Annotated in this window: 23 protein-coding genes and 1 tRNA gene; 15 read left to right on the forward strand and 9 right to left on the reverse strand. The window is 40.9% G+C overall.

Going from position 1 to position 22,558, the window contains the following annotated elements; all coding sequences use genetic code 11:
* Window positions 1–200 precede the first annotated feature (200 nt).
* Window positions 201–1,667, forward strand: a complete 1,467-nt coding sequence (gene dtpB, locus PSI14_RS07465; RefSeq protein WP_273575315.1) for a dipeptide/tripeptide permease DtpB — start codon at window positions 201–203, stop codon at window positions 1,665–1,667.
* A 265-nt stretch (window positions 1,668–1,932) separates the two neighbouring features.
* Here the strand turns inward: dtpB and fbaA are convergent, their stop codons facing one another.
* The 4 genes from fbaA to tkt form a co-directional block, all read right to left on the reverse strand.
* Window positions 1,933–3,009, reverse strand: a complete 1,077-nt coding sequence (gene fbaA, locus PSI14_RS07470; protein ID WP_273575316.1) for a class II fructose-bisphosphate aldolase — start codon at window positions 3,007–3,009, stop codon at window positions 1,933–1,935.
* A 57-nt stretch (window positions 3,010–3,066) separates the two neighbouring features.
* Window positions 3,067–4,233 (reverse strand): phosphoglycerate kinase, encoded by a 1,167-nt coding sequence (pgk, locus tag PSI14_RS07475; RefSeq protein WP_273575317.1) that lies wholly within the window; start codon window positions 4,231–4,233, stop codon window positions 3,067–3,069.
* A 74-nt stretch (window positions 4,234–4,307) separates the two neighbouring features.
* The gene (gene epd, locus PSI14_RS07480; protein ID WP_273575318.1) at window positions 4,308–5,327 is read right to left on the reverse strand and encodes an erythrose-4-phosphate dehydrogenase; all 1,020 of its coding nucleotides are present in this window, start codon (window positions 5,325–5,327) and stop codon (window positions 4,308–4,310) included.
* A gap of 302 nt (window positions 5,328–5,629) precedes the next feature.
* Entirely contained in the window at window positions 5,630–7,624 is a 1,995-nt protein-coding gene (gene tkt / locus PSI14_RS07485; RefSeq protein ID WP_273575319.1) for a transketolase, read from the reverse strand.
* Window positions 7,625–8,105: 481 nt separating this feature from the next.
* Between tkt and PSI14_RS07490 the strand changes: the two genes are divergently transcribed.
* Window positions 8,106–8,651 (forward strand): GNAT family N-acetyltransferase, encoded by a 546-nt coding sequence (locus PSI14_RS07490; protein ID WP_273575320.1) that lies wholly within the window; start codon window positions 8,106–8,108, stop codon window positions 8,649–8,651.
* A gap of 62 nt (window positions 8,652–8,713) precedes the next feature.
* Here the strand turns inward: PSI14_RS07490 and PSI14_RS07495 are convergent.
* Window positions 8,714–8,790: transfer RNA gene (locus PSI14_RS07495), tRNA-Asp, on the reverse strand.
* 137 nt (window positions 8,791–8,927) lie between these two features.
* A complete protein-coding gene (gene dnaQ, locus PSI14_RS07500) occupies window positions 8,928–9,677 on the reverse strand; it encodes a DNA polymerase III subunit epsilon (protein ID WP_273575321.1) in 750 nt (249 codons plus the stop codon).
* 63 nt (window positions 9,678–9,740) lie between these two features.
* Here dnaQ and rnhA point away from each other — a divergent pair, with 63 nt between their 5' ends.
* Window positions 9,741–10,211 carry a ribonuclease HI gene (gene rnhA / locus PSI14_RS07505; protein WP_273575322.1) on the forward strand — a complete coding sequence of 157 codons (471 nt, stop codon included), beginning with the start codon at window positions 9,741–9,743 and terminating at the stop codon, window positions 10,209–10,211.
* Between the two features lie 7 nt (window positions 10,212–10,218).
* Here the strand turns inward: rnhA and PSI14_RS07510 are convergent, their stop codons facing one another.
* A complete protein-coding gene (locus tag PSI14_RS07510; RefSeq protein WP_273575323.1) occupies window positions 10,219–10,938 on the reverse strand; it encodes a methyltransferase domain-containing protein in 720 nt (239 codons plus the stop codon).
* A 61-nt stretch (window positions 10,939–10,999) separates the two neighbouring features.
* Between PSI14_RS07510 and gloB the strand changes: the two genes are divergently transcribed.
* The 5 genes from gloB (at window position 11,000) to PSI14_RS07535 (ending at window position 15,083) form a co-directional block, all read left to right on the forward strand.
* A complete protein-coding gene (gene gloB, locus PSI14_RS07515; protein ID WP_273575324.1) occupies window positions 11,000–11,755 on the forward strand; it encodes a hydroxyacylglutathione hydrolase in 756 nt (251 codons plus the stop codon).
* 72 nt (window positions 11,756–11,827) lie between these two features.
* The gene (mltD, locus tag PSI14_RS07520) at window positions 11,828–13,159 is read left to right on the forward strand and encodes a murein transglycosylase D (protein WP_273575325.1); all 1,332 of its coding nucleotides are present in this window, start codon (window positions 11,828–11,830) and stop codon (window positions 13,157–13,159) included.
* Window positions 13,160–13,640: 481 nt separating this feature from the next.
* The gene (locus tag PSI14_RS07525; RefSeq protein WP_273575326.1) at window positions 13,641–14,189 is read left to right on the forward strand and encodes a MepB family protein; all 549 of its coding nucleotides are present in this window, start codon (window positions 13,641–13,643) and stop codon (window positions 14,187–14,189) included.
* 121 nt (window positions 14,190–14,310) lie between these two features.
* Window positions 14,311–14,601: a putative quinol monooxygenase gene (locus tag PSI14_RS07530; protein ID WP_273575328.1), complete on the forward strand. Its 291-nt coding sequence runs from the start codon at window positions 14,311–14,313 to the stop codon at window positions 14,599–14,601.
* 104 nt (window positions 14,602–14,705) lie between these two features.
* Window positions 14,706–15,083, forward strand: a complete 378-nt coding sequence (locus tag PSI14_RS07535; protein WP_273575329.1) for a RidA family protein — start codon at window positions 14,706–14,708, stop codon at window positions 15,081–15,083.
* A gap of 38 nt (window positions 15,084–15,121) precedes the next feature.
* Here the strand turns inward: PSI14_RS07535 and PSI14_RS07540 are convergent, their stop codons facing one another.
* Window positions 15,122–15,385, reverse strand: a complete 264-nt coding sequence (locus PSI14_RS07540) for a DoxX family protein (RefSeq protein ID WP_273575331.1) — start codon at window positions 15,383–15,385, stop codon at window positions 15,122–15,124.
* 134 nt (window positions 15,386–15,519) lie between these two features.
* Here PSI14_RS07540 and soxR point away from each other — a divergent pair, with 134 nt between their 5' ends.
* The 5 genes from soxR (at window position 15,520) to speD (ending at window position 18,695) form a co-directional block, all read left to right on the forward strand.
* Complete coding sequence (gene soxR, locus PSI14_RS07545; protein WP_273575332.1) at window positions 15,520–15,984, forward strand: redox-sensitive transcriptional activator SoxR; 465 nt, start codon at window positions 15,520–15,522, stop codon at window positions 15,982–15,984.
* Between the two features lie 170 nt (window positions 15,985–16,154).
* A complete protein-coding gene (locus PSI14_RS07550) occupies window positions 16,155–16,379 on the forward strand; it encodes an MBL fold metallo-hydrolase (protein ID WP_273575333.1) in 225 nt (74 codons plus the stop codon).
* Window positions 16,380–16,521: 142 nt separating this feature from the next.
* Window positions 16,522–16,869 carry a YacC family pilotin-like protein gene (locus PSI14_RS07555; protein ID WP_273575334.1) on the forward strand — a complete coding sequence of 116 codons (348 nt, stop codon included), beginning with the start codon at window positions 16,522–16,524 and terminating at the stop codon, window positions 16,867–16,869.
* A 139-nt stretch (window positions 16,870–17,008) separates the two neighbouring features.
* Window positions 17,009–17,872 (forward strand): polyamine aminopropyltransferase, encoded by an 864-nt coding sequence (speE, locus tag PSI14_RS07560; protein ID WP_273575335.1) that lies wholly within the window; start codon window positions 17,009–17,011, stop codon window positions 17,870–17,872.
* Window positions 17,873–17,900: 28 nt separating this feature from the next.
* Entirely contained in the window at window positions 17,901–18,695 is a 795-nt protein-coding gene (gene speD / locus PSI14_RS07565) for an adenosylmethionine decarboxylase (protein WP_273575336.1), read from the forward strand.
* Window positions 18,696–18,777: 82 nt separating this feature from the next.
* On the opposite strand, the gene PSI14_RS07570 is transcribed toward speD, so the two are convergent.
* Window positions 18,778–19,326, reverse strand: a complete 549-nt coding sequence (locus PSI14_RS07570; RefSeq protein WP_273575337.1) for a cysteine hydrolase family protein — start codon at window positions 19,324–19,326, stop codon at window positions 18,778–18,780.
* Window positions 19,327–20,316: 990 nt separating this feature from the next.
* On the opposite strand from PSI14_RS07570, the gene PSI14_RS07575 reads away from it, so the two are divergent.
* Together PSI14_RS07575 and PSI14_RS07580 are read left to right on the forward strand one after the other, a co-directional pair.
* Window positions 20,317–20,946, forward strand: coding sequence for a response regulator transcription factor (locus PSI14_RS07575; RefSeq protein ID WP_273575338.1), 630 nt, complete (start codon window positions 20,317–20,319; stop codon window positions 20,944–20,946).
* 3 nt (window positions 20,947–20,949) lie between these two features.
* A complete protein-coding gene (locus PSI14_RS07580; RefSeq protein ID WP_273575340.1) occupies window positions 20,950–22,530 on the forward strand; it encodes an MASE1 domain-containing sensor histidine kinase in 1,581 nt (526 codons plus the stop codon).
* Window positions 22,531–22,558 lie beyond the last annotated feature (28 nt).

Raw genomic sequence — 22,558 nt, forward strand, 5'->3', positions numbered from 1 at the left:
GTATTACTTTTTTCCGTTAGTGTGATCAACCATTGAGAAGATACTATACCAGTATATTAACCTACTTCGCTTCACGATCACCCTGAATAAATAAACCAAATCACAACCCGTGCGATACATTAAGTTACAAACATGTTAACAACAGTATAATTATCTGGATGTATTGCCCATCGCAATGATAGTTAACAGAGGCATTCACTATGAGTAAAACCGGTCCGGTCGGTTTATGGGATCAACCAAAACCCTTTTTTATGATCTTTTTTGTGGAACTATGGGAACGGTTTGGTTACTACGGAGTTCAAGGCATTCTTGCCGTTTATTTCGTTCACCAACTCGGTTTTTCAGAAGCACAAGCTTTTATCACCTTTGGTGCATTTACTGCACTGGTTTATGGCCTGATTTCTATCGGTGGTTATGTTGGTGATCACTTACTAGGGACAAAACGCACCATTATTCTGGGTGTCATTGTAATGGCAATCGGCTATTTCATGATTGGCCTGTCTATCATGCACCCTGACCTGATTTTTTATGCATTGGGAACCGTCGCTGTTGGTAATGGCCTTTTCAAAGCCAACCCCGCCAGCCTGCTGGCAAAATGTTACCAGCCACAAGACCCACGTTTAGATGGTGCATTTACGCTCTTCTATATGTCCATTAATCTTGGTTCTCTGGTTTCTCTTTCTCTTGCTCCCGTCATTGCCGAAAAATATGGTTATGCAGTTACCTATAATATCTGTGGTATTGGTCTGATTATCGCTCTGCTGGTTTATATCGCCTGCCGCCGTATGGTGCATGACATTGGTTCAGAACCCGATCATGCTCCGGTAAACTATGCAACTTTGTTTGCGGTTCTTATCGGCACAGTGATCACGATTGGCATCTGTACCTGGTTGCTCCACAATATCAAAATTGCCAATATCGCCCTGATGGTGATTTCCGCTGTTGTCGTTTTCATTTTCTTCTGGCAGGCATTTAAACAAAATCGCATTGGCCGTAATAAAATGTTCGTGGCATTTATTTTGATGCTTCAGGCGGTCGTATTTTTCATCCTGTATAACCAAATGCCCACTTCCCTCAATTTCTTTGCCATCAATAACGTGCATCACCAAATTTTGGGTTTTGATGTCAACCCTATCAGTTTCCAAGCACTGAACCCATTCTGGATTATCGTTGTTAGTCCAATATTGGCGGTTGTTTATACTAAGTTGGGTGCCAAAGGCAAAGATTTCTCCATGCCAACAAAATTCACCTTCGGCATGTTCTTGTGCTCTCTGGGCTTCTTGACAGCCGCAGCTTCAGGTCTATTTGCCGATGAAAATGGCATAACTTCCCCGTGGTTTATTGTGCTGGTTTATCTGTTCCAAAGTGTCGGCGAATTGATGATTAGTGCTCTGGGACTGGCAATGGTGGCTGCATTTGTTCCTAGCTATCTGACTGGCTTTATTCTGGGTATGTGGTTCCTGTCACAAGCCGCTGCATCAGTATTGGGCAGTTATGTAGCTGCCTTTACCGCCGCACCAGATGGTGTGACTGATCCCCTGCAAACTCTGCCAATTTATACTAGCGTGTTCAGTAAAATCGGGATTGCTACTCTGGTTGTTGCCGTGATTATGGCCTTTATGGTGCCGTGGCTGAATCGTATTATGAAAGAGGAAGTGAAGGCGTAATCTGCCTAATTCTGCTTTATTGAGCAAATTTTCCGCTCGTTGATAATTCAAATAACGGGCGGAAATTCTGTCTCTTCAAATCTAATGCTACCTTACCTGCACTGTCAGGTCCCTATCAGGCTGTTTATCCTATGGCGGTGATAACAATAGGTTAACTCGTGGCTGTAAATTCCCCAATCTGAGTTAGAGCTTAAATCAAATTGCACTCCGTTATGGAGTGCAATGTGAAAATTGACTATCTATGCAATGCAATGAATTATCTCAATTACAGCACGTCAATCGCATTTAGTTCTTTAAAAGCCTGTTCCAGACGAACGATCATGGCAGTTTGACCGGCACGCAACCATACACGCGGATCGTAGAATTTCTTGTTAGGCTTGTCCGCGCCTTCTGGGTTACCCAACTGGCCTTGCAGGTAGCCTTCGTTCTTTTTGTAATAGTTCAGAATACCTTCCCAAGTTGCCCACTGGGTGTCGGTATCGATATTCATTTTCACTACACCGTAGCTAACCGCTTCCTGAATCTCTTCTGCGGTAGAGCCGGAGCCACCGTGGAAGACGAAATCCAAGCTGTTGTGTGGCAGGTTGAATTTCTCAGAAATGTAGTCCTGTGAGTTGCGCAGGATTTTTGGCGTCAGTTTAACATTGCCTGGTTTATAAACACCGTGAACGTTGCCAAAAGAAGCCGCGATAGTAAAACGGGGGCTGATAGCGTTCAGTTTCTCATACGCGTAAGCCACGTCTTCTGGCTGAGTATACAGGGAAGAGCTGTCCAGATGAGTGTTATCAACGCCATCTTCTTCACCACCGGTACAACCCAGTTCAATTTCCAGCGTCATGTCGATTTTCGCCATGCGTGCCAGATATTGGCCGCAAATCTCGATGTTTTCTTCCAGAGATTCTTCAGACAGATCAATCATGTGAGAAGAGAACAGTGGCTTGCCAGTTTGTGCGTAGTGTTTTTCACCCGCATCCAACAGACCGTCGATCCATGGCAGCAACTTACGTGCACAATGGTCGGTATGCAGGATAACAGGAACACCATAATGTTCTGCCATCTGGTGAACATGGTGAGCGCCAGAAATGGAACCGATAATCGCGGCTTGCTGACCTTCGGCTTTCAGACCTTTACCAGCAACGAAAGACGCACCGCCGTTAGAAAACTGGATAATGACCGGAGCACGTACTTTTGCCGCCGTTTCCAACACTGCGTTGATAGAATCAGTACCGACACAGTTAACCGCTGGTAACGCGAAGTTGTTTTCTTTAGCGACGGCAAAGACTTTTTGAACATCATCACCAGTGATGACACCCGGTTTTACGAAATCAAAAATTTTAGACATGTTACGTGGTCCTGTATTGACATTGAACAGGCAGTCAATGCTGCCTGCTATTACAACTTAGTTACTTTTAGCACGTTCTTCCAGCATCACAACGGCTGGCAGTTTTTTGCCTTCAACGAACTCAAGGAAAGCACCACCACCAGTAGAGATGTAAGAGATCTTGTCAGCAATTCCGAACAGATCGATTGCTGCTAAGGTATCACCGCCACCTGCGATTGAGAAAGCATCGCTTTCAGCAATTGCACGGGCAATAATTTCGGTTCCTTTACGGAAGTTAGGGAATTCAAAAACACCTACCGGGCCATTCCACAGAATGGTCTTGGCACTTTTCAGAATTTCAGCCAGACGTTCGGCAGAATCATCTCCCAAGTCAAGGATCTGTTCTTCGTCTTTAATTTCGCTGGTGGATTTCAGCGTTGCTTCCGCAGTTTCAGAGAACTCTGTCGCAACACGAACATCGGTAGGAACTGGGATATCACAGCTTTCCAGCAGTTTTTTCGCTTCTGGAATCAAATCATCTTCATACAGTGAACGGCCAACATTGTGCCCTTCAGCGGCAACGAATGTATTGGCAATCCCACCACCCACGATCAGTTGATCGGCAATTTTGGACAGTGAATCAAGAACAGTCAGTTTGGTTGAAACTTTAGAACCACCCACAATCGCCACCATTGGGCGGGCTGGGTTATGCAGCGCTTTACCCAAAGCATCCAGTTCACCAAACAGCAGCGGACCTGCACAGGCAACTGGGGCAAACTTAGCAACGCCGTGAGTTGACGCTTGTGCACGGTGTGCAGTACCAAAAGCATCCATTACATACACATCACACAGTGCTGCATACTGCTTTGATAACGTTTCATCGTCTTTTTTCTCACCTTTGTTGAAGCGAACGTTTTCCAGAACAACTAATTCGCCTTCCAACACTTCAATACCATCCAGATAGTTTTTTTCCAGACGAACAGGAGAAGAAAGTGCTTCTTTCAGATAATCAACGACAGGTTGCAGTGAGAACTCTTCGTTGTATTCTCCCTCGGTCGGGCGCCCCAGGTGAGAAGTAACCATGACCTTGGCTCCCTGACTCAACGCAGCCTCAATCGTCGGCAAGGACGCACGGATACGTGCATCAGAAGTCACTTTGCCATCTTTTACAGGCACATTCAGATCAGCGCGGATCAATACACGTTTGCCCGCCAGATCTAAATCAGTCATCTTAATTACAGACATGGTGAATCCTCTCATTGATTCTTTATAAAATTACTCAATCTTCTGCTATGTGTCGTGTGTGACATAACAAATGATTATTTGAAACCCGTTGCGGCCATTGCCAGCGTTGTATCAATCATGCGATTGGCAAAGCCCCACTCATTGTCACACCACACAAGGGTTTTAATCAGGTGCTTCCCGCTAACCCTCGTTTGTGTGCCATCCACAATGGCACTGTGGGGATCGTGGTTAAAATCCGTTGAAACCAACGGCAAATCAGTATAATCCACTATACCACGAAACTCTCTGGCCGCTGATTTTTGCAGGAGTTGGTTAACATCTTCAACATTCACTGCCGCACGGACTGTCACGCTCAAGTCAATGGCTGTCACGTTGATAGTCGGCACTCGAACCGAAATTGCCTCAAACCGATCGCTGAATTTAGGGAAAACACGTGAGATCCCCGCAGCCAGTTTTGTATCAACAGGAATGATGGATTGACTAGCCGCCCGGGTTCGACGTAAATCACGGTGATAAGCATCAATCACGGGTTGATCATTCATGGATGCGTGGATGGTTGTCACCGTACCTGATTCAATATTGAACTCATCATCCAACACCTTGATAATTGGAATGATGCAATTTGTTGTACAGGATGCATTGGAAACAATGCGATCTTCTGCAACCAATGAATGGTGGTTGACACCGTACACCACGGTTGCATCCAGATTATTTCCTCCCGGATGTGAAAACAGGACTTTTTTGGCTCCGCTGGCAATATGAGATTCTCCGTCTGCCCGCTCACCATACTTGCCCGTACAATCAAGGACGATATCAATGCCCAGCTCTTTCCACGGCAGATCCGAGATATCCTGTTGATGAAACAGCCGGATACTGTCATCCCCTATCTGCAATAAATCATTATTCAGGCGTACATCCCATACAAAACGCCCATGACTAGAGTCGTATTTCAATAAGTGGGCAATGCCTTCTGCATCCGCCAACTCATTGATAGCAATTATCGAAATTTCAGCCCGACGCCCGGATTCGTAAAGAGCACGTAAGACGCTGCGCCCTATTCTTCCGAAACCGTTAATAGCTATCTTGATAGTCATGTTACTCCCTGAATTTATCTGTAGCCACGCGATCGCTTAGAATAACTGAGCAATGTCTGCTTGTACGGATAATTCATCACAAAATTAATCAGATTGTGACAGGCAAGACATTTTATTGATCTAATTTACATACCAAATTTACACACCGAACTGAAACGGTTCAGCCATTATAAAAGCAGATTACGAGAAAAAAAGCGTGATGGCAAGCGCCATTGGTTGCGTTACAGAGGAATAATTGGACAAAAAAAGAGCGCATTCGCTCTAACATTGATGCGAATGCGCTTATACGGACTATTTGCAGATTATTTCAGCAAAGCGGATGCCTTGGCTACCACATTTTCAACAGTGAAACCAAATTCTTTGAACAGAGCATCAGCAGGCGCAGATTCACCGAAAGTCGTCATACCAACGATAGCACCATTGATGCCAACGTATTTGAACCAGTAATCAGAAATACCTGCTTCGATAGCAACACGGGCAGAAACTGCCGCTGGCAGTACCGCTTCACGGTATGCAGCATCCTGCTTATCGAAAGCATCAGTAGATGGCATGGAAACCACGCGAACCTGACGGCCTTCAGCACTCAGTTGTTCAGCCGCTTTCACAGCCAGTTCCATTTCAGAACCCGTTGCAATCAGAATCAATTCAGGCTGACCGGCACAATCTTTCAGGATGTAAGCACCTTTCTCGATATTCGCCAATTGCTCAGCAGTACGCTCTTGCTGTGCCAGATTTTGACGGGAGAAGATCAATGAAGTTGGGCCATCTTTGCGCTCAATTGCATATTTCCACGCAACCGCAGATTCAACTTGGTCACATGGACGCCATGTACTCATGTTTGGAGTTACACGCAGGCTGGCAATCTGCTCGACTGGCTGATGGGTTGGGCCATCTTCACCCAGACCGATGGAGTCGTGGGTATAAACGAAAATGCTACGCACTTTCATCAGTGCTGCCATACGTACAGCGTTGCGGGCATATTCCACGAACATCAGGAATGTTGCGCCATAAGGCACAAAACCACCATGCAGTGCGATACCGTTCATAATGGCAGACATACCGAATTCACGCACACCATAGTGAATGTAGTTACCATCCTGAACTTCGTTCAATGGCTTGGAGCCTGACCATATGGTCAGGTTACTTGGTGCTAAGTCAGCAGAGCCACCCATGAATTCTGGCAGAACTTTACCGAATGCTTCCAGTGCGTTTTGTGATGCCTTACGGCTGGCAATGGAGGCTGGATTCTGTTGCAGGTTTTCAATAAATGCCTTGGATTCTGCTTCCCAGTTCGCTGGCAGTTCACCACTGGTACGGCGGGTGAATTCAGCAGCCAGTTCTGGATGAGCATTGGCATATGCAGCAAATTTCTCTTCCCAAGCGATTTCTTTGGTTTTGCCTGCTTCCTGAGCGTTCCAGCCAGCATAAATGTCCTGAGGAACTTCAAACGCAGGATGTTCCCAGCCCAGAGCCTGACGAGTTGCTTCAATTTCAGCATCACCCAGCGGAGCACCGTGACATTCTTCTTTACCTGCTTTGTTTGGTGAACCAAAGCCGATGATGGTTTTACACATCAACAGGGATGGTTTGCCTGTCTCTTTACGTGCTGCTTCAATGGCTGCCGCAATAGCATCAGAGTCATGACCATCTACGCTACGGATAACATGCCAGCCATAGGCTTCAAAGCGCGCTGCGGTATCATCAGTGAACCAACCTTCTACTTCACCATCAATAGAAATACCGTTGTCATCATAGAATGCGATCAATTTGCCCAGTTTCAGTGTGCCCGCCAAAGAGCAAACTTCATGGGAGATCCCTTCCATCATACAGCCGTCACCCATGAACACATAAGTGTAGTGATCGACGATATCATGGCTTGGACGGTTGAATTGCGCTGCCAGTGTACGTTCGGCAATCGCAAAACCTACTGCGTTGGCGATACCCTGCCCCAATGGGCCGGTAGTGGTTTCTACGCCGGGGGTATAGCCATACTCTGGATGGCCTGGAGTTTTAGAGTGCAATTGACGGAAATTTTTCAAATCATCAATAGAAACATCATAACCCGTCAGATGCAGCAAGCTGTAAATCAGCATAGAGCCGTGACCATTGGATAACACGAAACGGTCACGATCAGCCCAGTTAGGGTTAGAAGGATTATGGTTCAGATATTCGCGCCACAGCACTTCGGCAATGTCAGCCATTCCCATTGGTGCACCAGGATGCCCTGATTTTGCTTTCTGCACAGCGTCCATGCTCAAGAAGCGGATAGCATTAGCAAGGGTTTTACGAGTGGTCATTCTTTACTCCAAGTCGGATAAAAGCGTTAGTGAACTAAGAACTAATTTTCGCAGCGCGGCATATAAACCGCAATCATTAATACCGGATAAGGAGAACTATATTAATTTTCCTTTGGTAACAATTCTTTGATTTACTCCGTTGTTTCTATGCATTTTCAGGCCAATGCGTGCAACTGAAGGCGAGTTTGCGCAAATGGGGAATTGTTTCACACCGTGATTTGCGCAATAAGAAAGTGTTGTATTAGACACGATACTCAACAAGTTAATCAAGACCAAAAGAGTGAGTTTTTCTGCCAAGCTAGGATCATGATTATAAAAGTGATAATACTCTCTGACTCGAAACATTTACTGGTTCAGAGAATGGTATATTTCATAATTTTCCTACTCATCATTTCACCATTCCCTCCCATTATTGCCATATACATCGCAAAAACCTTACTGTATGGTATTCAATCACCTCTTATTCAAAAATCAATAATAAATGACAAAATCCAACCCTACATCTGATTCAATATCAGCACCAACCATCATGCAATTAGCTTCTATCAATACAAAACGTGATGGGCTGATTCACTTACTTCAAAATTGCGTCAAAAGTGATGCCTCCGTCGGATTTATTGCGCCATTGGAAGAAAACGAAGCGGAGCAATATTGGCAAGATGTCGAAGCCGATCTTGCATCCGGTCATCGATTGTTGTTGGTCGCTCAGGAAGGTGAGAACATCACAGGTTCAGTGCAACTTTCCCTCTGCAAGAAAAAGAACGGCCTACACCGCGCAGATATAGAAAAATTGATGGTACACACTGCTTATCGCCAGCGAGGCATCGGTCAAATACTGATGGATGAATTAGAATTTTCGGCAAAACAGCATCAGCGCAATTTGCTGGTTTTGGATACACGCTCCAATGATCCGGCTTCAGCGCTATATCGAAAATGTGGTTTTATTGAAGTCGGACAAATTCCAAACTTTGCCATTAATTCCAATGGAGAATTTGCAGGAACTACGTATTTCTATAAGTTGATTTGAGATTTTCCGCAAATGCAAAAAAAGAAAAAGCCCCGAGTCAAAAACTCAGGGCTTATAAATTCTGGCGGTGCGGACGGGACTCGAACCCGCGACCCCCGGCGTGACAGGCCGGTATTCTAACCAACTGAACTACCGCACCGCATGGCGTTCTGGTTAAGAACGGGGTGGATAATACGGGCTATAGCAAAATCAGTCAATCGCTTTTTATAACGAAAAGTTTCGTTTGCACAGTTTTTCACCTTAACCAAGCATTTACCCCTCTTTTCTCCTGTTTTATCAATGTAACTGTTCAGGTTTTGAACGCCAAAGACAGCTTCCCCCTTTCTTTTCCACCAGATCCAAACGAGATTCATGCTGAATTAATTCTTCATCGGAAGCATAAACAATTTTCAGCCCACTCTGCGGACGAGTAACCTTTTTGATTTCTGCAACCTGAGAATTGCCTGATGTTTCACCTTCCATTGAAAATGCCAATGATGTCTGACCACCTGTCATTGCCAGATAAACATCAGACAGAATCTCAGCATCGAGCAATGCTCCGTGGAGAGTACGTTTTGAGTTATCGATCTGGTAACGATCACACAACGCATCGAGGTTATTACGCTTGCCGGGGAAAAGTGCCCTTGCTAACACCAAGCTATCTGTAATAGTACAAAAATCAGCAGTTGGTGGAATATCTCGATTCAGTTTGCTGAACTCATAATCCATAAAGCCGATATCAAACGTTGCGTTATGAATAATCAACTCAGCACCACGAATAAACTCAATGAATTCATCAGCGATATCCGCAAACTTCGGTTTATCCTGCAAAAACTCATCACTAATGCCGTGAACTTCAAATGCTTCCGGATCAACCAAACGTTCCGGTTTAATATAAATATGGAAATGGCGTCCTGTCAGACGACGGTTGATAACTTCCACAGCACCAATCTCAATGATGTTGTGTCCCTCATAGTGAACACCTAACTTGTTCATACCGGTTGTTTCGGTATCGAGGACTATTTGACGGGTAATAGCAGTGCTCATAGTGTTTTTTTGTGTCAGACTTAGAGTTTTGATTAAAGATGATATAGGAAGAGTCTACCAAAGATGAGCAAACAGGTAGAAATTTTCACTGATGGTTCTTGCCTCGGCAATCCCGGCCCCGGCGGATATGGCGTTTTACTGCGCTACCAACAGCAAGAAAAAACCTTGAATGGCGGTTATTTTCACACAACCAATAATCGTATGGAATTAATGGCGGCCATAATAGGGCTGGAAACGCTTAAACGCCCCTGTAATGTGATTTTGACGACAGACAGCCAGTATGTACGCCAAGGGATCACTCAATGGATCCACAACTGGAAAAAACGCGGCTGGAAAAAAGCGGACAAATCTCCGGTCGTCAATGTTGATCTCTGGCAGCGACTTGATAAAGCTATTTCGCGCCATGATATTGATTGGCGCTGGGTCAAAGGCCACGCCGGGCATCGGGAAAATGAGTTATGTGATGAACTGGCTCGCGCAGCCGCCAATAACCCTACTCAGGCCGATACTGGCTATATTGAAAACGAAAACTAATCCATCCTTAAGAGCGTCGGTGAATCTTCTTCACCGCCCCCAATGCATTACTGAATTTCGGTTTCAACAATTTTGTTCGCATGGGATTTAATGTCAAAGGTATTGTCCGCTTGCGGGCAATAATCACATTCAGACAACCAAATATTGACGCATTGAGGCTATAAAGACTCTTTTCATTTTTGTGCCACGGTAAAACATGGAAATTAGCATGATGAATAATTTCATAATTAAGCAGGCGCAGCCAATCTAATTGACGCAACATTGAAAACATCTGAGCTTTGCAAGATTGTCGGCGGCATATCGGGGAAATCATTTTCCTTAAACCCAATATACTTATTGGATTAAAACCACTGATCACCAACCACCCATCGTCGATCATGATCCTATCCACTTCCCTCAATAACCAATGCGGATCAATACTATAAGACAACATATGTGCCAACAAACAGGCATCAACAGATTTACTTTCAAAAGGGAGGTGGTGGGGATCAGTAATGACATTCATATTTTTCCCTTGCAATCCAATATTGACTTGATGGCGGATCAAACAGGAACGGGTGTCAATTTCAGCGCTTAAGTTACCGACTTTCACTAAATGAAAACCAAAGATTTTTGGCCACCATGGTTCCAATTGACGTTCTAGGGCGACACGGTAATATTCTCCCCACGGTAACTCGGCCCAAGAAGCGGGGAGGGTTATTTGCTTGATTGAACGTGCTGATCGCATGTCATCTTCCTTTCAACCTACTATAAACCTACTAAAACCTACTATGAAAACGAGGCGTATAATGGAGCTTATCAGGATTCCAGCCCTTTCAGATAACTACATTTGGTTACTTTGTGATGAACACAAACATTGTGTCATTATCGACCCCGCTGAATCAGCGCCGGTCATTGATATTCTAGCAACAAACCAACTCATTCCCGCCGCTATTCTGCTGACACACCATCACCATGATCACGTTGGCGGAGTTTCCGGGCTACTCAAACAACACCCCGAATTACCCGTATATGGCCCTGAGGAGACGCAACAAAAAGGAGCAACCCATATTGTCCATGAAAATAACACCATTGAAATAGGAAGTTTTGCTCTCCGGGTTATGGAACTGCCAGGGCATACACTTGGTCACATTGCATTCTATCAGGCCCCTTACCTATTTTGTGGAGATACTCTATTTTCTGGCGGTTGTGGACGTCTATTTGAAGGTACAGCCGAGCAAATGTTTTCCTCTCTTGAGAAAATTTTATTATTACCCGACGATACATTGATCTGTTGTGCTCACGAATATACTGTGGCAAATATGAAATTTGCAAAAGCAGTATTACCGAACAATCAGGTTATTCACGATTATTATCAAGAAATTCTTAAATTACGTGAAAATAACCAAGCAACAGTTCCAACCAATTTACAAACAGAGAAAAAAATTAATGTTTTCTTAAATTGCCACGACATTGATTTACAAAAAAATATCGGTATCAAACCCAATTCAATATCACTTTCTTCTGTTTTTCAGCAATTAAGGGTTTATAAAGATCGATTTTAATTTTGTTGGGTTGTCTTCTACGTAATAGGTCAGTATTATTGCTCACCTTTTAGGCGAAAATCGAAAATTAACATGAAGACAAAAGCTATCTTGCTCGCCTCTGTGCTTCTTGCTGGGTGCCAATCGAGCCTGCAACCCAAGGCTCCTTCCCAGCAACAAGCACAGAAGATGTCTTCAACGAATCAGAAAACAGACAGTATTGCAGAACCAGAAGATTCTACAAACTGGAAGGTAAGTCCGACAGCCCAGCAAGATTTATGGGGACATATCCGCGATGAGTTGAAGATGGGAATTCCTGACAATATCAGGGTGAGCGAACAACAAAGTTACTATTTAAAACACAAGAAACATCTCCAAAATGTGATGTTACGTGCGGGGCCATACATTTATTGGATAGTTGATCAGCTTGATAATCGACATATGCCAATGGAGCTGATATTGCTGCCCATCGTTGAGAGTTCTTTTGACCCTCATGCTACGTCCTACGCCAAAGCCGCAGGTTTATGGCAGATTATCCCAAGTACAGGGCGTCATTATGGCCTGAAGCAAGATAAATGGTACGATGCACGTCGTGACATTGCTGCATCAACAGCGGGCGCTCTTGATATGCTTCAATACCTCAATACACGATTTAATGGGGATTGGCTTTTGACCATTGCCGCCTATAACAGTGGCGAAGGTCGGGTTATGCGTGCAATCAGAGAAAATAAAGCACAAGGAAAGCCAACAGATTTTTGGTCGTTGTCACTGCCACGGGAAACAATGCACTATGTCCCCAAAATATTGGCACTGAGCAATATCATTCGTCATGACGAAAAATTTATTTTCGAACTTCCTAGGCCTAACAACCAGCAAGCACTGGCTAAAGTGGAAGTAGGACAACAAATCATGTTGTCACAAGCGGCTGAACTAGCCGGGTTATCGTTGACATCAATCAGGGCATATAACCCAGGATATAAACGAGGTATGACGTCTCCTCATGGGCCGCATTACATCATGCTACCAAGAAAGAACGTAGGCCAATTTAAAACTTCTTTGGCAAATAAAGACGTCTTGAAAGACATCCGGCTGGCTGTTGTACACAATACCCGCAAGTTACAACAACAAAGTCATTATACGGTTCGTTCAGGGGATACGCTGTCAGCGATTGCGAAGCGCTTTAATACTACTCACCGAAAATTGCAGAGATTGAACAGCTTAAAAACCGCTGATCGGCTCAAGATCGGTCAAGTGCTGAAAATCGATAATAATGGCCCAATTACCTATCATGTACGAAAAGGTGATTCATTTTTTAGCATCGCTAAACACCACGATGTAAACCCTGATGATCTACAGAATTGGAATAAAAACGTCAAAATTAAAGATATGAAGCCGGGTATGGCTCTGACGCTTTATCTTAATTAAGTGTATTTATTCTCTCCAGAATATAGCGCCCTATTCTTTTGGACAGGGCGCTATTTCTCTATACCCAATGGGTTTCAAGATACATCGCAGCGGTAAGGGAGCGAATCCCCGCGAGCATAGATAACTCTATGTTCATAACAAAGACGAAGGGTATATACCTAATTGACTTCGAGTTACAGTATCTCAACATCACTATCATATCCAATTATAAGATAATGTTTTAAATTAAAGTTATTATTGGGATCATAAATTTTATTTTGATTACATAATAAGCAGATAAAATAAAGACATCTCATTTAATGCATCCATGATGTGAATTCAAACAAGAAATATTATATATTGGTTTTTATTAATTCTAAAAATTCCGTCTGGCTATTCATAATTTTCTTGATGTTATTCTCAGAGAAAAGTGAATAAGATTATTTTCCCATTTAAAGCTCCTTATCCTATTGATTTATTAGTTTCAACAGAGAGGTAAAAATTGACATCATCAAAATCAAATACAGACAACTTCCCTGATGCTTTTACTAAAGTAAAAGAATATTTGCTACTTCCTACAGGTCTTCAACTGGATACTATTCCCTGCCTCGAAACAGAAAGCCATGATTATAGTGCCATGCGGTTTCAACTGAATGGTAAATCAATAGTTTTTCGTCAAGCTAAAACAACGCCTAGTAAACAAGGGCAATTCGTCACGCTTTGGAAAAGGCCAAATCTAGCTTCAGAAATAATGCCTTTTAACAAAAGTGATAACATTGATTTTTGCCTAATAGCGACTTTTTCAGAACAGAAAAAAGGTATTTTTCTGTTTGACTCACATACCCTGTTAAACAAAGGTATTTTCTCAAGTCGAACTAAAGAAGGTAAAAGAGCCATTCGGGTCTATCCCACATGGGTATCGCCTACATCAAAACAGGCTATCCAAACACAAAAATGGCAATCCTTATATTTTATAAAATTCGATAAACAGGAAATTGCTATTGAGCAATTTAAAAAAATATTTTCAAAGAATAACAAAAATTATGAATAATTTATTAAAGTTATTATCATTTGTTTAAACTTTATATTTAGAAGTATATTACCGTCTGTAAATTTATAAGAAGTGTTTCGTTTAACCTTAGCACTTCATTAAAATGATAAGGTCAATACAAATGTATAATAATGGATATTATGTCACAGCAGAAATTAGAGCCAATGAAAAAGCAGACCTTGACATCGTTGTCAAGGAATTGAACGTCCTGCAACAAAAAACGCTGTTAGAGCCAGGCTGTGAAATATTTTTCATTCAACAATCCCGTGAAAATCCACGTTCTTTTATCATGTGGGAGAAATTTATTGATCATGACTCATTAAATAAACATTTTGAATATGAGCATACGAAGTATTATTTATCCTTGAACTTGACTGATATCGTGCAAGTTTTTACAACAGATATTATTTAATCTCATTATAATATCCCCAATAGATTTCAGGTTGCAGCTCAGGAAATAATGCCGCAACCTGAAAGACGACGGGTATAAAGGTGCTAATCATTAAGGAGCATATCTTGGTTATTAGAATGAATTATGACGATTTACCTCAAGTCAAAGGCCCTTATGTACATGCAACCAAACATCATGGTCTATTATATGTTTCAGGTCTAACGGCTCTTGGTACGGAAGCCCAAACTCATAACGTAGAATCACAGACATTTACTATTCTCCAACAAATTACTTCGATACTTGAGCAGGAGAAACGGCATAAATCTGATCTGATAAAATTCACTATTTTCGTTAAAAATATCAACCAACTCCCATTAATTCGTCCATTGCTGTTTGATTTTTATGAAGGAAATTTACCCTCTTGTTCACTGGTTGAAGTATCAAATCTTATTCATCCAGATTTGCAAATAGAAATTGAATCAATTATTGCCCTGCATGAGTAACAGCCTCGCCCCTGCACCACTGGCAAACAATAATGGGCTTACTGATAAGCCCAATCAGCGTTACCAAGCCAAACAAAACGATCAAATAAAATCAGTAGAGAACCAGACAGCAAAACAATCGCTGATGCGATATTAAAAAACCAATCTGGATGTAATCCCGCAGCACGCATTTCTGCCAGACTGCCTTCAAAGTCGATAAGTTTGGCAAGTCCAGATGAAATGAAAATAACCAAAAGCAGTAGCCGGACAACAAGCCATAGCCAATTACTCTCAAGTGCGTTTTCAATAAAACGTTGCATCATCTATTTTCCTGATTATTAAAAAAAACAATCCAATCTTTTCTTCGCGATAAAACAGCGGGGCGGTATTTTTTGCTAGTTGACAGACACAGCAACGTTGAACTATAAAATCTCAAGTTAACTTGAGGTCAATAGAGATGACGAAAGATAAATGTACTAATTTCAATCAGAATTTAACTATCGGCGAAGTTTCAAAACGTAGTGGAATTGCAATATCGGCAATTCACTTTTATGAATCGAAAGGTTTGATTAAAAGTTCACGTAATCACGGCAACCAACGTCGTTTTCCTTCGGTTGTCCTGCGCTACCTTGCAATTATCAAGGCTGCACAAAGTACAGGAATTCCTCTTAAAGAAATTAAAGAAGTTTTATGTCAATTTCCCCCCAATAGTAATTTGACAGCAGAGCAATGGCAGATAATCTCTTTGCAATGGCGGGATATGCTAGATAAACGCATCAAAAAATTGACCAGATTGCGCGATAACTTAGATAGCTGTATCGGCTGTGGCTGTCTTTCACTCACCGACTGCCCCTTACGCAATCCAAATGATATTTTGGGTGAAAAAGGGACTGGAGCAATTATTTTTGAAAATCTTAAATAACACCAACAACCCTAATAAAGGCACAAGATGCTATCGCGCCATATATTGCCAAAAAAGCATTCCGTACTTTTAAAAGCGGAGATAATGTTGTTTCTGGTATCGAAGCAATACCCACTTTCGTCCATACTCCGGGTCATACCTCATTCAGAATACGCTCTGGTAATAATAACATGCTGATTTGGGGTGATATTGTGCACTCTTATTCAGTGCAATTTATGCATCCAGAAGTTTCCATTGAGTTTGATACAGCTAATGATAAAGCTGTTGAAGCACGTAAGTACGTTTTCAAAAAGGCCTCTCAAGATAAATGGTTAATTGGTGCCGCACATTTACCCTTCCCCGGAATCGGACATATTTGCAAAGATGAGCAAGGTTATACTTGGGTGCCAGCGTAGTATTCTGGTCAAGCTTGTGCTAAATTTTTTAATTGGCAGAAAAAACGGTAATCGCATCAAATTTAAGAAAATAAAGTTTGGCTAACAAAGATATTAGTGTGTTAATTTATGTAAATCGGTAGAAAATCAGTATAATGAAATTATGCAAAAAATTACCTTGCTCATATACATTCTAGCTCTGCTTATTTTTGCTCAACCGGCAACAGCGTTGTCTGAAAATGAAGCAGAAGAGCTTGCAGATCTAGAGGCAGTCTTTATTTATCTAAAATATGACTGCGGCTATAGTCAAATCCCGAAGAGTCAAATTCAGCACGCAATTTTCTATTTTGCCCAACATCAAAAGTGGGATCTCAGTAACTATGACACTCAGTTAATGCAGGAGCTAAAGAGATTAGGATACAACGACTTGAAGGGAATCAGCCTGCCTCATGAGGCTAAATGTCGCTCTCTTGCACGGAACTCCCTCGGTTTACTCTCCTATGTAAAATAGCTCCTTTGAATACTTCTACAGGTTAATTCCATGTTGAAACTAAGTGACAACCATGTGAATAGTTGGCTACTATGTGCGCTTTCTATATATGCATATGCGCCCAATGCCTATGAATATCACAATGGAGGAATACCAGAAGATGTCACAAAAAGAAATTTGGTATGAAACGTTGCATTCCAATTTCGGTCAGTATTTCGCAGTTGAAAACGTGCTCTATCACGATAAAACTGAGCATCAAGATCTAATCATTTTCGAAAATACAGAACTAGGCCGCATCATGGCACTTGATGGTGTAGTACAAACCACAGAGCGCGATGAATTTATCTATCATGAAATGATGGCTCATGTACCACTATTTGCCCATGGTCAAGCCAAGAAAGTATTGATCATTGGTGGTGGTGATGGTGGGATGCTACGTGAAGTCTGCCGCCATAACTATCTCGACAGTATCACAATGGTAGAAATTGATGCTGGTGTCGTCGAATTCTGCCGCCAGTATTTGCCAAACCATAGCGCAGGAACCTATGACGATCCCCGTTTCAAACTAGTGATTGACGACGGCGTTAATTTTGTCAAAACCACATCTGAAAAATTTGATGTCATCATTTCTGATTGTACCGACCCCGCAGGGCCAGGTGAAAGTCTGTTTACCTCTGAATTTTACGCAGGCTGCGCTCGTTGCCTGAACGAAGGAGGTATTTTTGTAGCCCAAAACGGTGTTTGTTTCCTACAACAAGATGAAGCTCTCAATAGCCACAAAAAGTTGAATCATTATTTTGCTGACAGCAGTTTTTACCAAGCGGCCATTCCAACCTATTACGGTGGAATCATGACGTTTGCATGGGCAACGCAGAATACTGCCTTACGACAGATACCTCTGACAATACTACAACAACGTTTTGAAGATGCGGACATAACCTGCCGTTACTACACACCAGCTGTACATGCAGGAAGTTTTGCACTACCGCAATACTTACTGAATGCGCTATCTGGAAATCCATAACCACCCATCATCCGGGAGGTGAATTAAATTGCGCAAACTGAAATTGCACGGCTTTAATAATCTAACAAAAAGCTTGAGTTTTTGTATTTACGATATCTGTTATGCAAAAACAAATGCCGATCGCGACAGTTATATCGCGTACATTGATGAACAGTATAATGCAACCCGCCTCACTGAAATACTCAGTGAAACCTGTTCAATCATTGGTGCAAACATTCTTAATATTGCCCGCCAAGACTATGATCCACAAGGTGCGAGCGTTACCATTCTGATTAGTGAAGAGCCTATTGATCCCAACCTTGTGGATAATACGGAAAACCCTGGCCCACTCCCCGACTCTGTCGTCGCCCACTTGGACAAGAGCCATATCTGTGTGCATACCTATCCGGAAAGCCATCCAGATGGCGGTATATGTACTTTCAGGGCAGATATTGAAGTGTCAACTTGCGGTGTTATTTCTCCCCTTAAGGCACTGAATTATCTGATTCATGAATTGGAATCTGATATTGTGACGATGGATTATCGTGTTCGTGGTTTTACTCGGGATGTTAATGGCGTAAAACACTATATCGATCATGAAATTAATTCCATCCAAAATTACGTGACAGAAGAAATCCAATCTCAGTACCATATGATTGATGTAAATATTTTTCAGGAAAATCTTTTCCATACCAAAATGATGTTAAAAGAATTTGATCTGAATGAATATTTATTCAATACCACAGCTGAAGAACTACGTGAAGTGGAAAAGAAAGAAATAACCCGTTTACTTAAAAAAGAGATACAGGAAATCTATTACGGCCGAAATTTACCCGATCTATAAATATTTGCACTCGACCTGATCTATTTGACTGGCAGAATATCAACCTGCCAGTTATTCATGTTTTCATCAAATATAGCGTACTTTATTTTGGCGGTATGCCTAACTCAATACTTGTAATAATTTCAGCACCGTAAATAGTTTTTAAATAATCAAGTGCAACATTCTGATCAATGCCTTGATACGTGCAAACAGCATCAGACAAAACTATGATGTCATAACCTAAGACAAATGCGCTATAAGCTGTATGCCGGACACAGCAATTTGTATGCTGCCCTGCCAAAACAACTTTTGTGACACCATATTGTCGGAAAATATCTTCCAGACCAGTTCCATCAAAGGCACTATAATAATGTTTTGGAGCGACGATTTCACGTTCTGAACCAATGGGAGCCAATACTTCAACGACCTCAGCCCCCCATGTTCCTATCAAAGCATGATTTCCCCAGATGCCTACTTCGCGATCAGTTGCATGATGGGCATCATTAGCATACACCACCAACCAATCGCGTTGATTTCTAGCATAGTTGATTGCTCTCTGAATCACGGGAATAATTTTCATTGCTTCTTTTTCATTAGCGAGAACCCCCGTTACAAAATCATTCAACATGTCAATTATGACTAGTGCTTTCATTTGTAATGACCCTCTTTGTTGTTTATACGCAGTTTTTCCTAAAAACAACCATAGAAAAACAAAGCGCATCCCATGGAAAAAATAACATTCTCCATATGGGAAAATATTACAAATAATTCAAAGGAAAAAATTACACTGTAAAAAATGATATTTTACAATTCTCCTAAGACATAATATAACACTTAATTTTACACTTCAATCCAGCAAATTCATAAAAAATAGCATTGGTTTAAAAAATATAATTTTATATAAATACATTTGAAATAAATAATAATAAATAAAAATTAATATTATCTACAACTCTACAATAATGAAAAAATTGGATGTTTTTAAGTGAGAAATAACTTCTCTTATGTGATGTTTTTTAATGCATCAACCATGAATGCATTAAAACATAGCGTGCTGAGTAAAACATAAGTAATTTAAAGACATTTATAAGGAAATAATATTTATGATTGATTCATAATAAACCAATTAACTATTATAAAATTAACTTATAGAATTAAAGAAATAAATAATTTTTTCAGAAAATTATTCACCCCCATTAAACCGTAAAAGTTTAATTAATACTTTTAAATAATCAGCCCTATTTACCTGCCTCTCAGCCTTTTATTTTTGGTCTGCTGTCTTAGGATAATAACTAATTACACCTTAATATTTTTCATAATACTCAAGAATCTTTTGAGTCAATATCCACCATAACCAGATGCAAAAATCCACAAATGGCTTTCTGCTGGTCTAAGCACAGTTTCATTTTTCAATTCCATACCGTCACCATCCATTAATTTTATAAATTTCATTCTCACATAAACGCGCAACAATAAAAAAAACAATAATAACCAATTGAAATTAATATAACTTATCTATTTTATAATGAAATTTGTTATCCAACTAACAAATTTAGTTTATTTATTTGCATGAATTTTATTTTGTGAACATTATGATATCTAGCTTAATTTATAATAAAACACCCTACAATATACAATAAAAATGAAGATAAAAATTGCCCTCATTGATGACCATGTTGTTGTCCGTTCAGGCTTCGCTCAATTGTTGACACTTGAAGATGATATTATAGTCGTCGGACAATACAGCAGTTCCAATGAAGCATGGTCAGATTTACTAAAAAAAACGATTGATATCGTGATCATGGATATTTCCATGCCCAACGAAAGTGGCCTACAGCTTTTGGCACGACTTCGCCCCACATGCCCAAATTTTCGCACAATTATGTTGAGTATTTATGACACTGCTGCACTTGTGCAAAGTGCGTTAGATTCAGGTGCTCGAGGTTATTTGACGAAATGCTGTGGGCCAGAAGAATTAATCCAGGCCGTATATACTGTCCACAGAGGCGAAATTTACCTTTGCGCTGACGCATTGAAAGCGCTACGCCAGAAACCTCAAGAAGTAACCGCACTAAAAATACTAACATCACGGGAGAGAGAAATTTTTAATCTGCTAATCAATGGAATTAGCGTGAAAGATATAGCTGAACAACTTGAGCTAAGCCCCAAAACCGTACATGTTCATCGTGCTAATATTCTTAGTAAATTACAGTGTGATTCCACTATTGAGCTTGTTCACTATGCCTTACAACATCAAATCATTACGGGTTAGTAAATGAATTGGAAAGCACGTTTCGGTTTACAGTCTTTATTTATATTTATTTTCTATTCAATTACCTGGATTTCACTTTGGACTCTCAGTTTTTATTTACACGAGGATGGACAACAAGCAGTACTTTTTCTGCCACAAGGATTGAGACTAGTACTTATGATTTTGTTGTGGCGACGTTACTTACCACTCCTTATTATCAGTGAAACCAGCATATTGATATGGTTAAATAACGAACAGCTCATTACGAGCTCAATTATACTACTTTCCCCTATGATCAGTTTGATCACGGTCTTGATGATTCAACAAATATGGAGACACTATTCTCTTTATTGGCAACAACTTTCCATCCTGCTTGTTGGAGTTATTATCAACAGCCTCTTACAAACTCTTTGCTTGAGCTTTTCACTATCATCTAAAACAAATCTTTTTTTTCTTGCCTCAATGACTGGGGGTGTTCTTCTATCTCCGTTTGTTTATCTAATTTATATTTATCTATATGAACAAAGCTTAAAAAACAATCATATTACGGACGACTCACTCTATCCACAACTGCGATCATCTTTTTTGATGTGGTGTTTTCTATTTAGCTTATTAGGGATCAGCGGACACTTCTTTTTGTCACCGAAAATTGAAGGGCTTTTATCAATTTTAGTTTTTATTCCCAACGTTTTTATGGCTTATCGTTATGGCTGGCAAGGAGGCGTTTTTTCAGCATTGTTAGGAAGTTTAATAGTCACTTTTGCCCGCCAATCCAGTGGCTCATTTAGTGAACTTCAAGAATTGGAAATCTTTTTAACTACCCAAGCTTTATTAGGAATCGGATTAGGTATAGCCATCAGTCGTCAGCAACAACTGGCAAGTAATCTAAATCACTACCGTGCACGATTGGAAAAAGAATTGATTGCACGTTATACCTTGATGCAAAACCTAGTACATATTGAAGAGGATATTCGCAAAGATATTGCCAGAGAATTACATGATGAAATTGGGCAAAATATCACCGCAATTCAAATCCAATCTACCTTGGTAAAACGTACAGCAAACTCACCACTAGTAATAAAATCAGCAGAACAGATCAAATATCTATCTCAACAAATTCATCAATCTACTCGTCAATTACTACGCGAGCTACGTCCACCAGCCTTAGATGAAATGTCATTTGAACAGGCCATTCGTCATTTAATAAATGAATTCGCGTTTGAAGAACAAAACATTACTTGCCAGTTTGATTATCAAATTCCACAAGAACCGAAAAATAACACTATCACTTTGACTCTTTACCGACTTATTCAAGAATTGCTGAACAATATCAGTAAGCATGCCAATGCCAGTAGCATTACGATCAATTTGGAACAAAAAGAAAATTTAATCGAACTCCAAGTCAATGATAATGGAATTGGTATTACAGACGAGAAGAAAAATACAGGATTTGGCCTGAAGGGTATTGAAGAACGAGTTCGTGTACTTGGCGGTAATTGGAGCTTAAATACGCAAAAAGGAACTCACATAGTTGTTAATTTACCCATCAATTCAGATGAGTATATTAAATCATCAAAAATCATTTCTAACGTTCTAAAACTATAGCCTGAGAATTTTATTGTTATTTATTCAC

This window comes from Xenorhabdus anantnagensis (assembly GCF_028598555.1).
GTDB lineage: Bacteria > Pseudomonadota > Gammaproteobacteria > Enterobacterales > Enterobacteriaceae > Xenorhabdus > Xenorhabdus anantnagensis.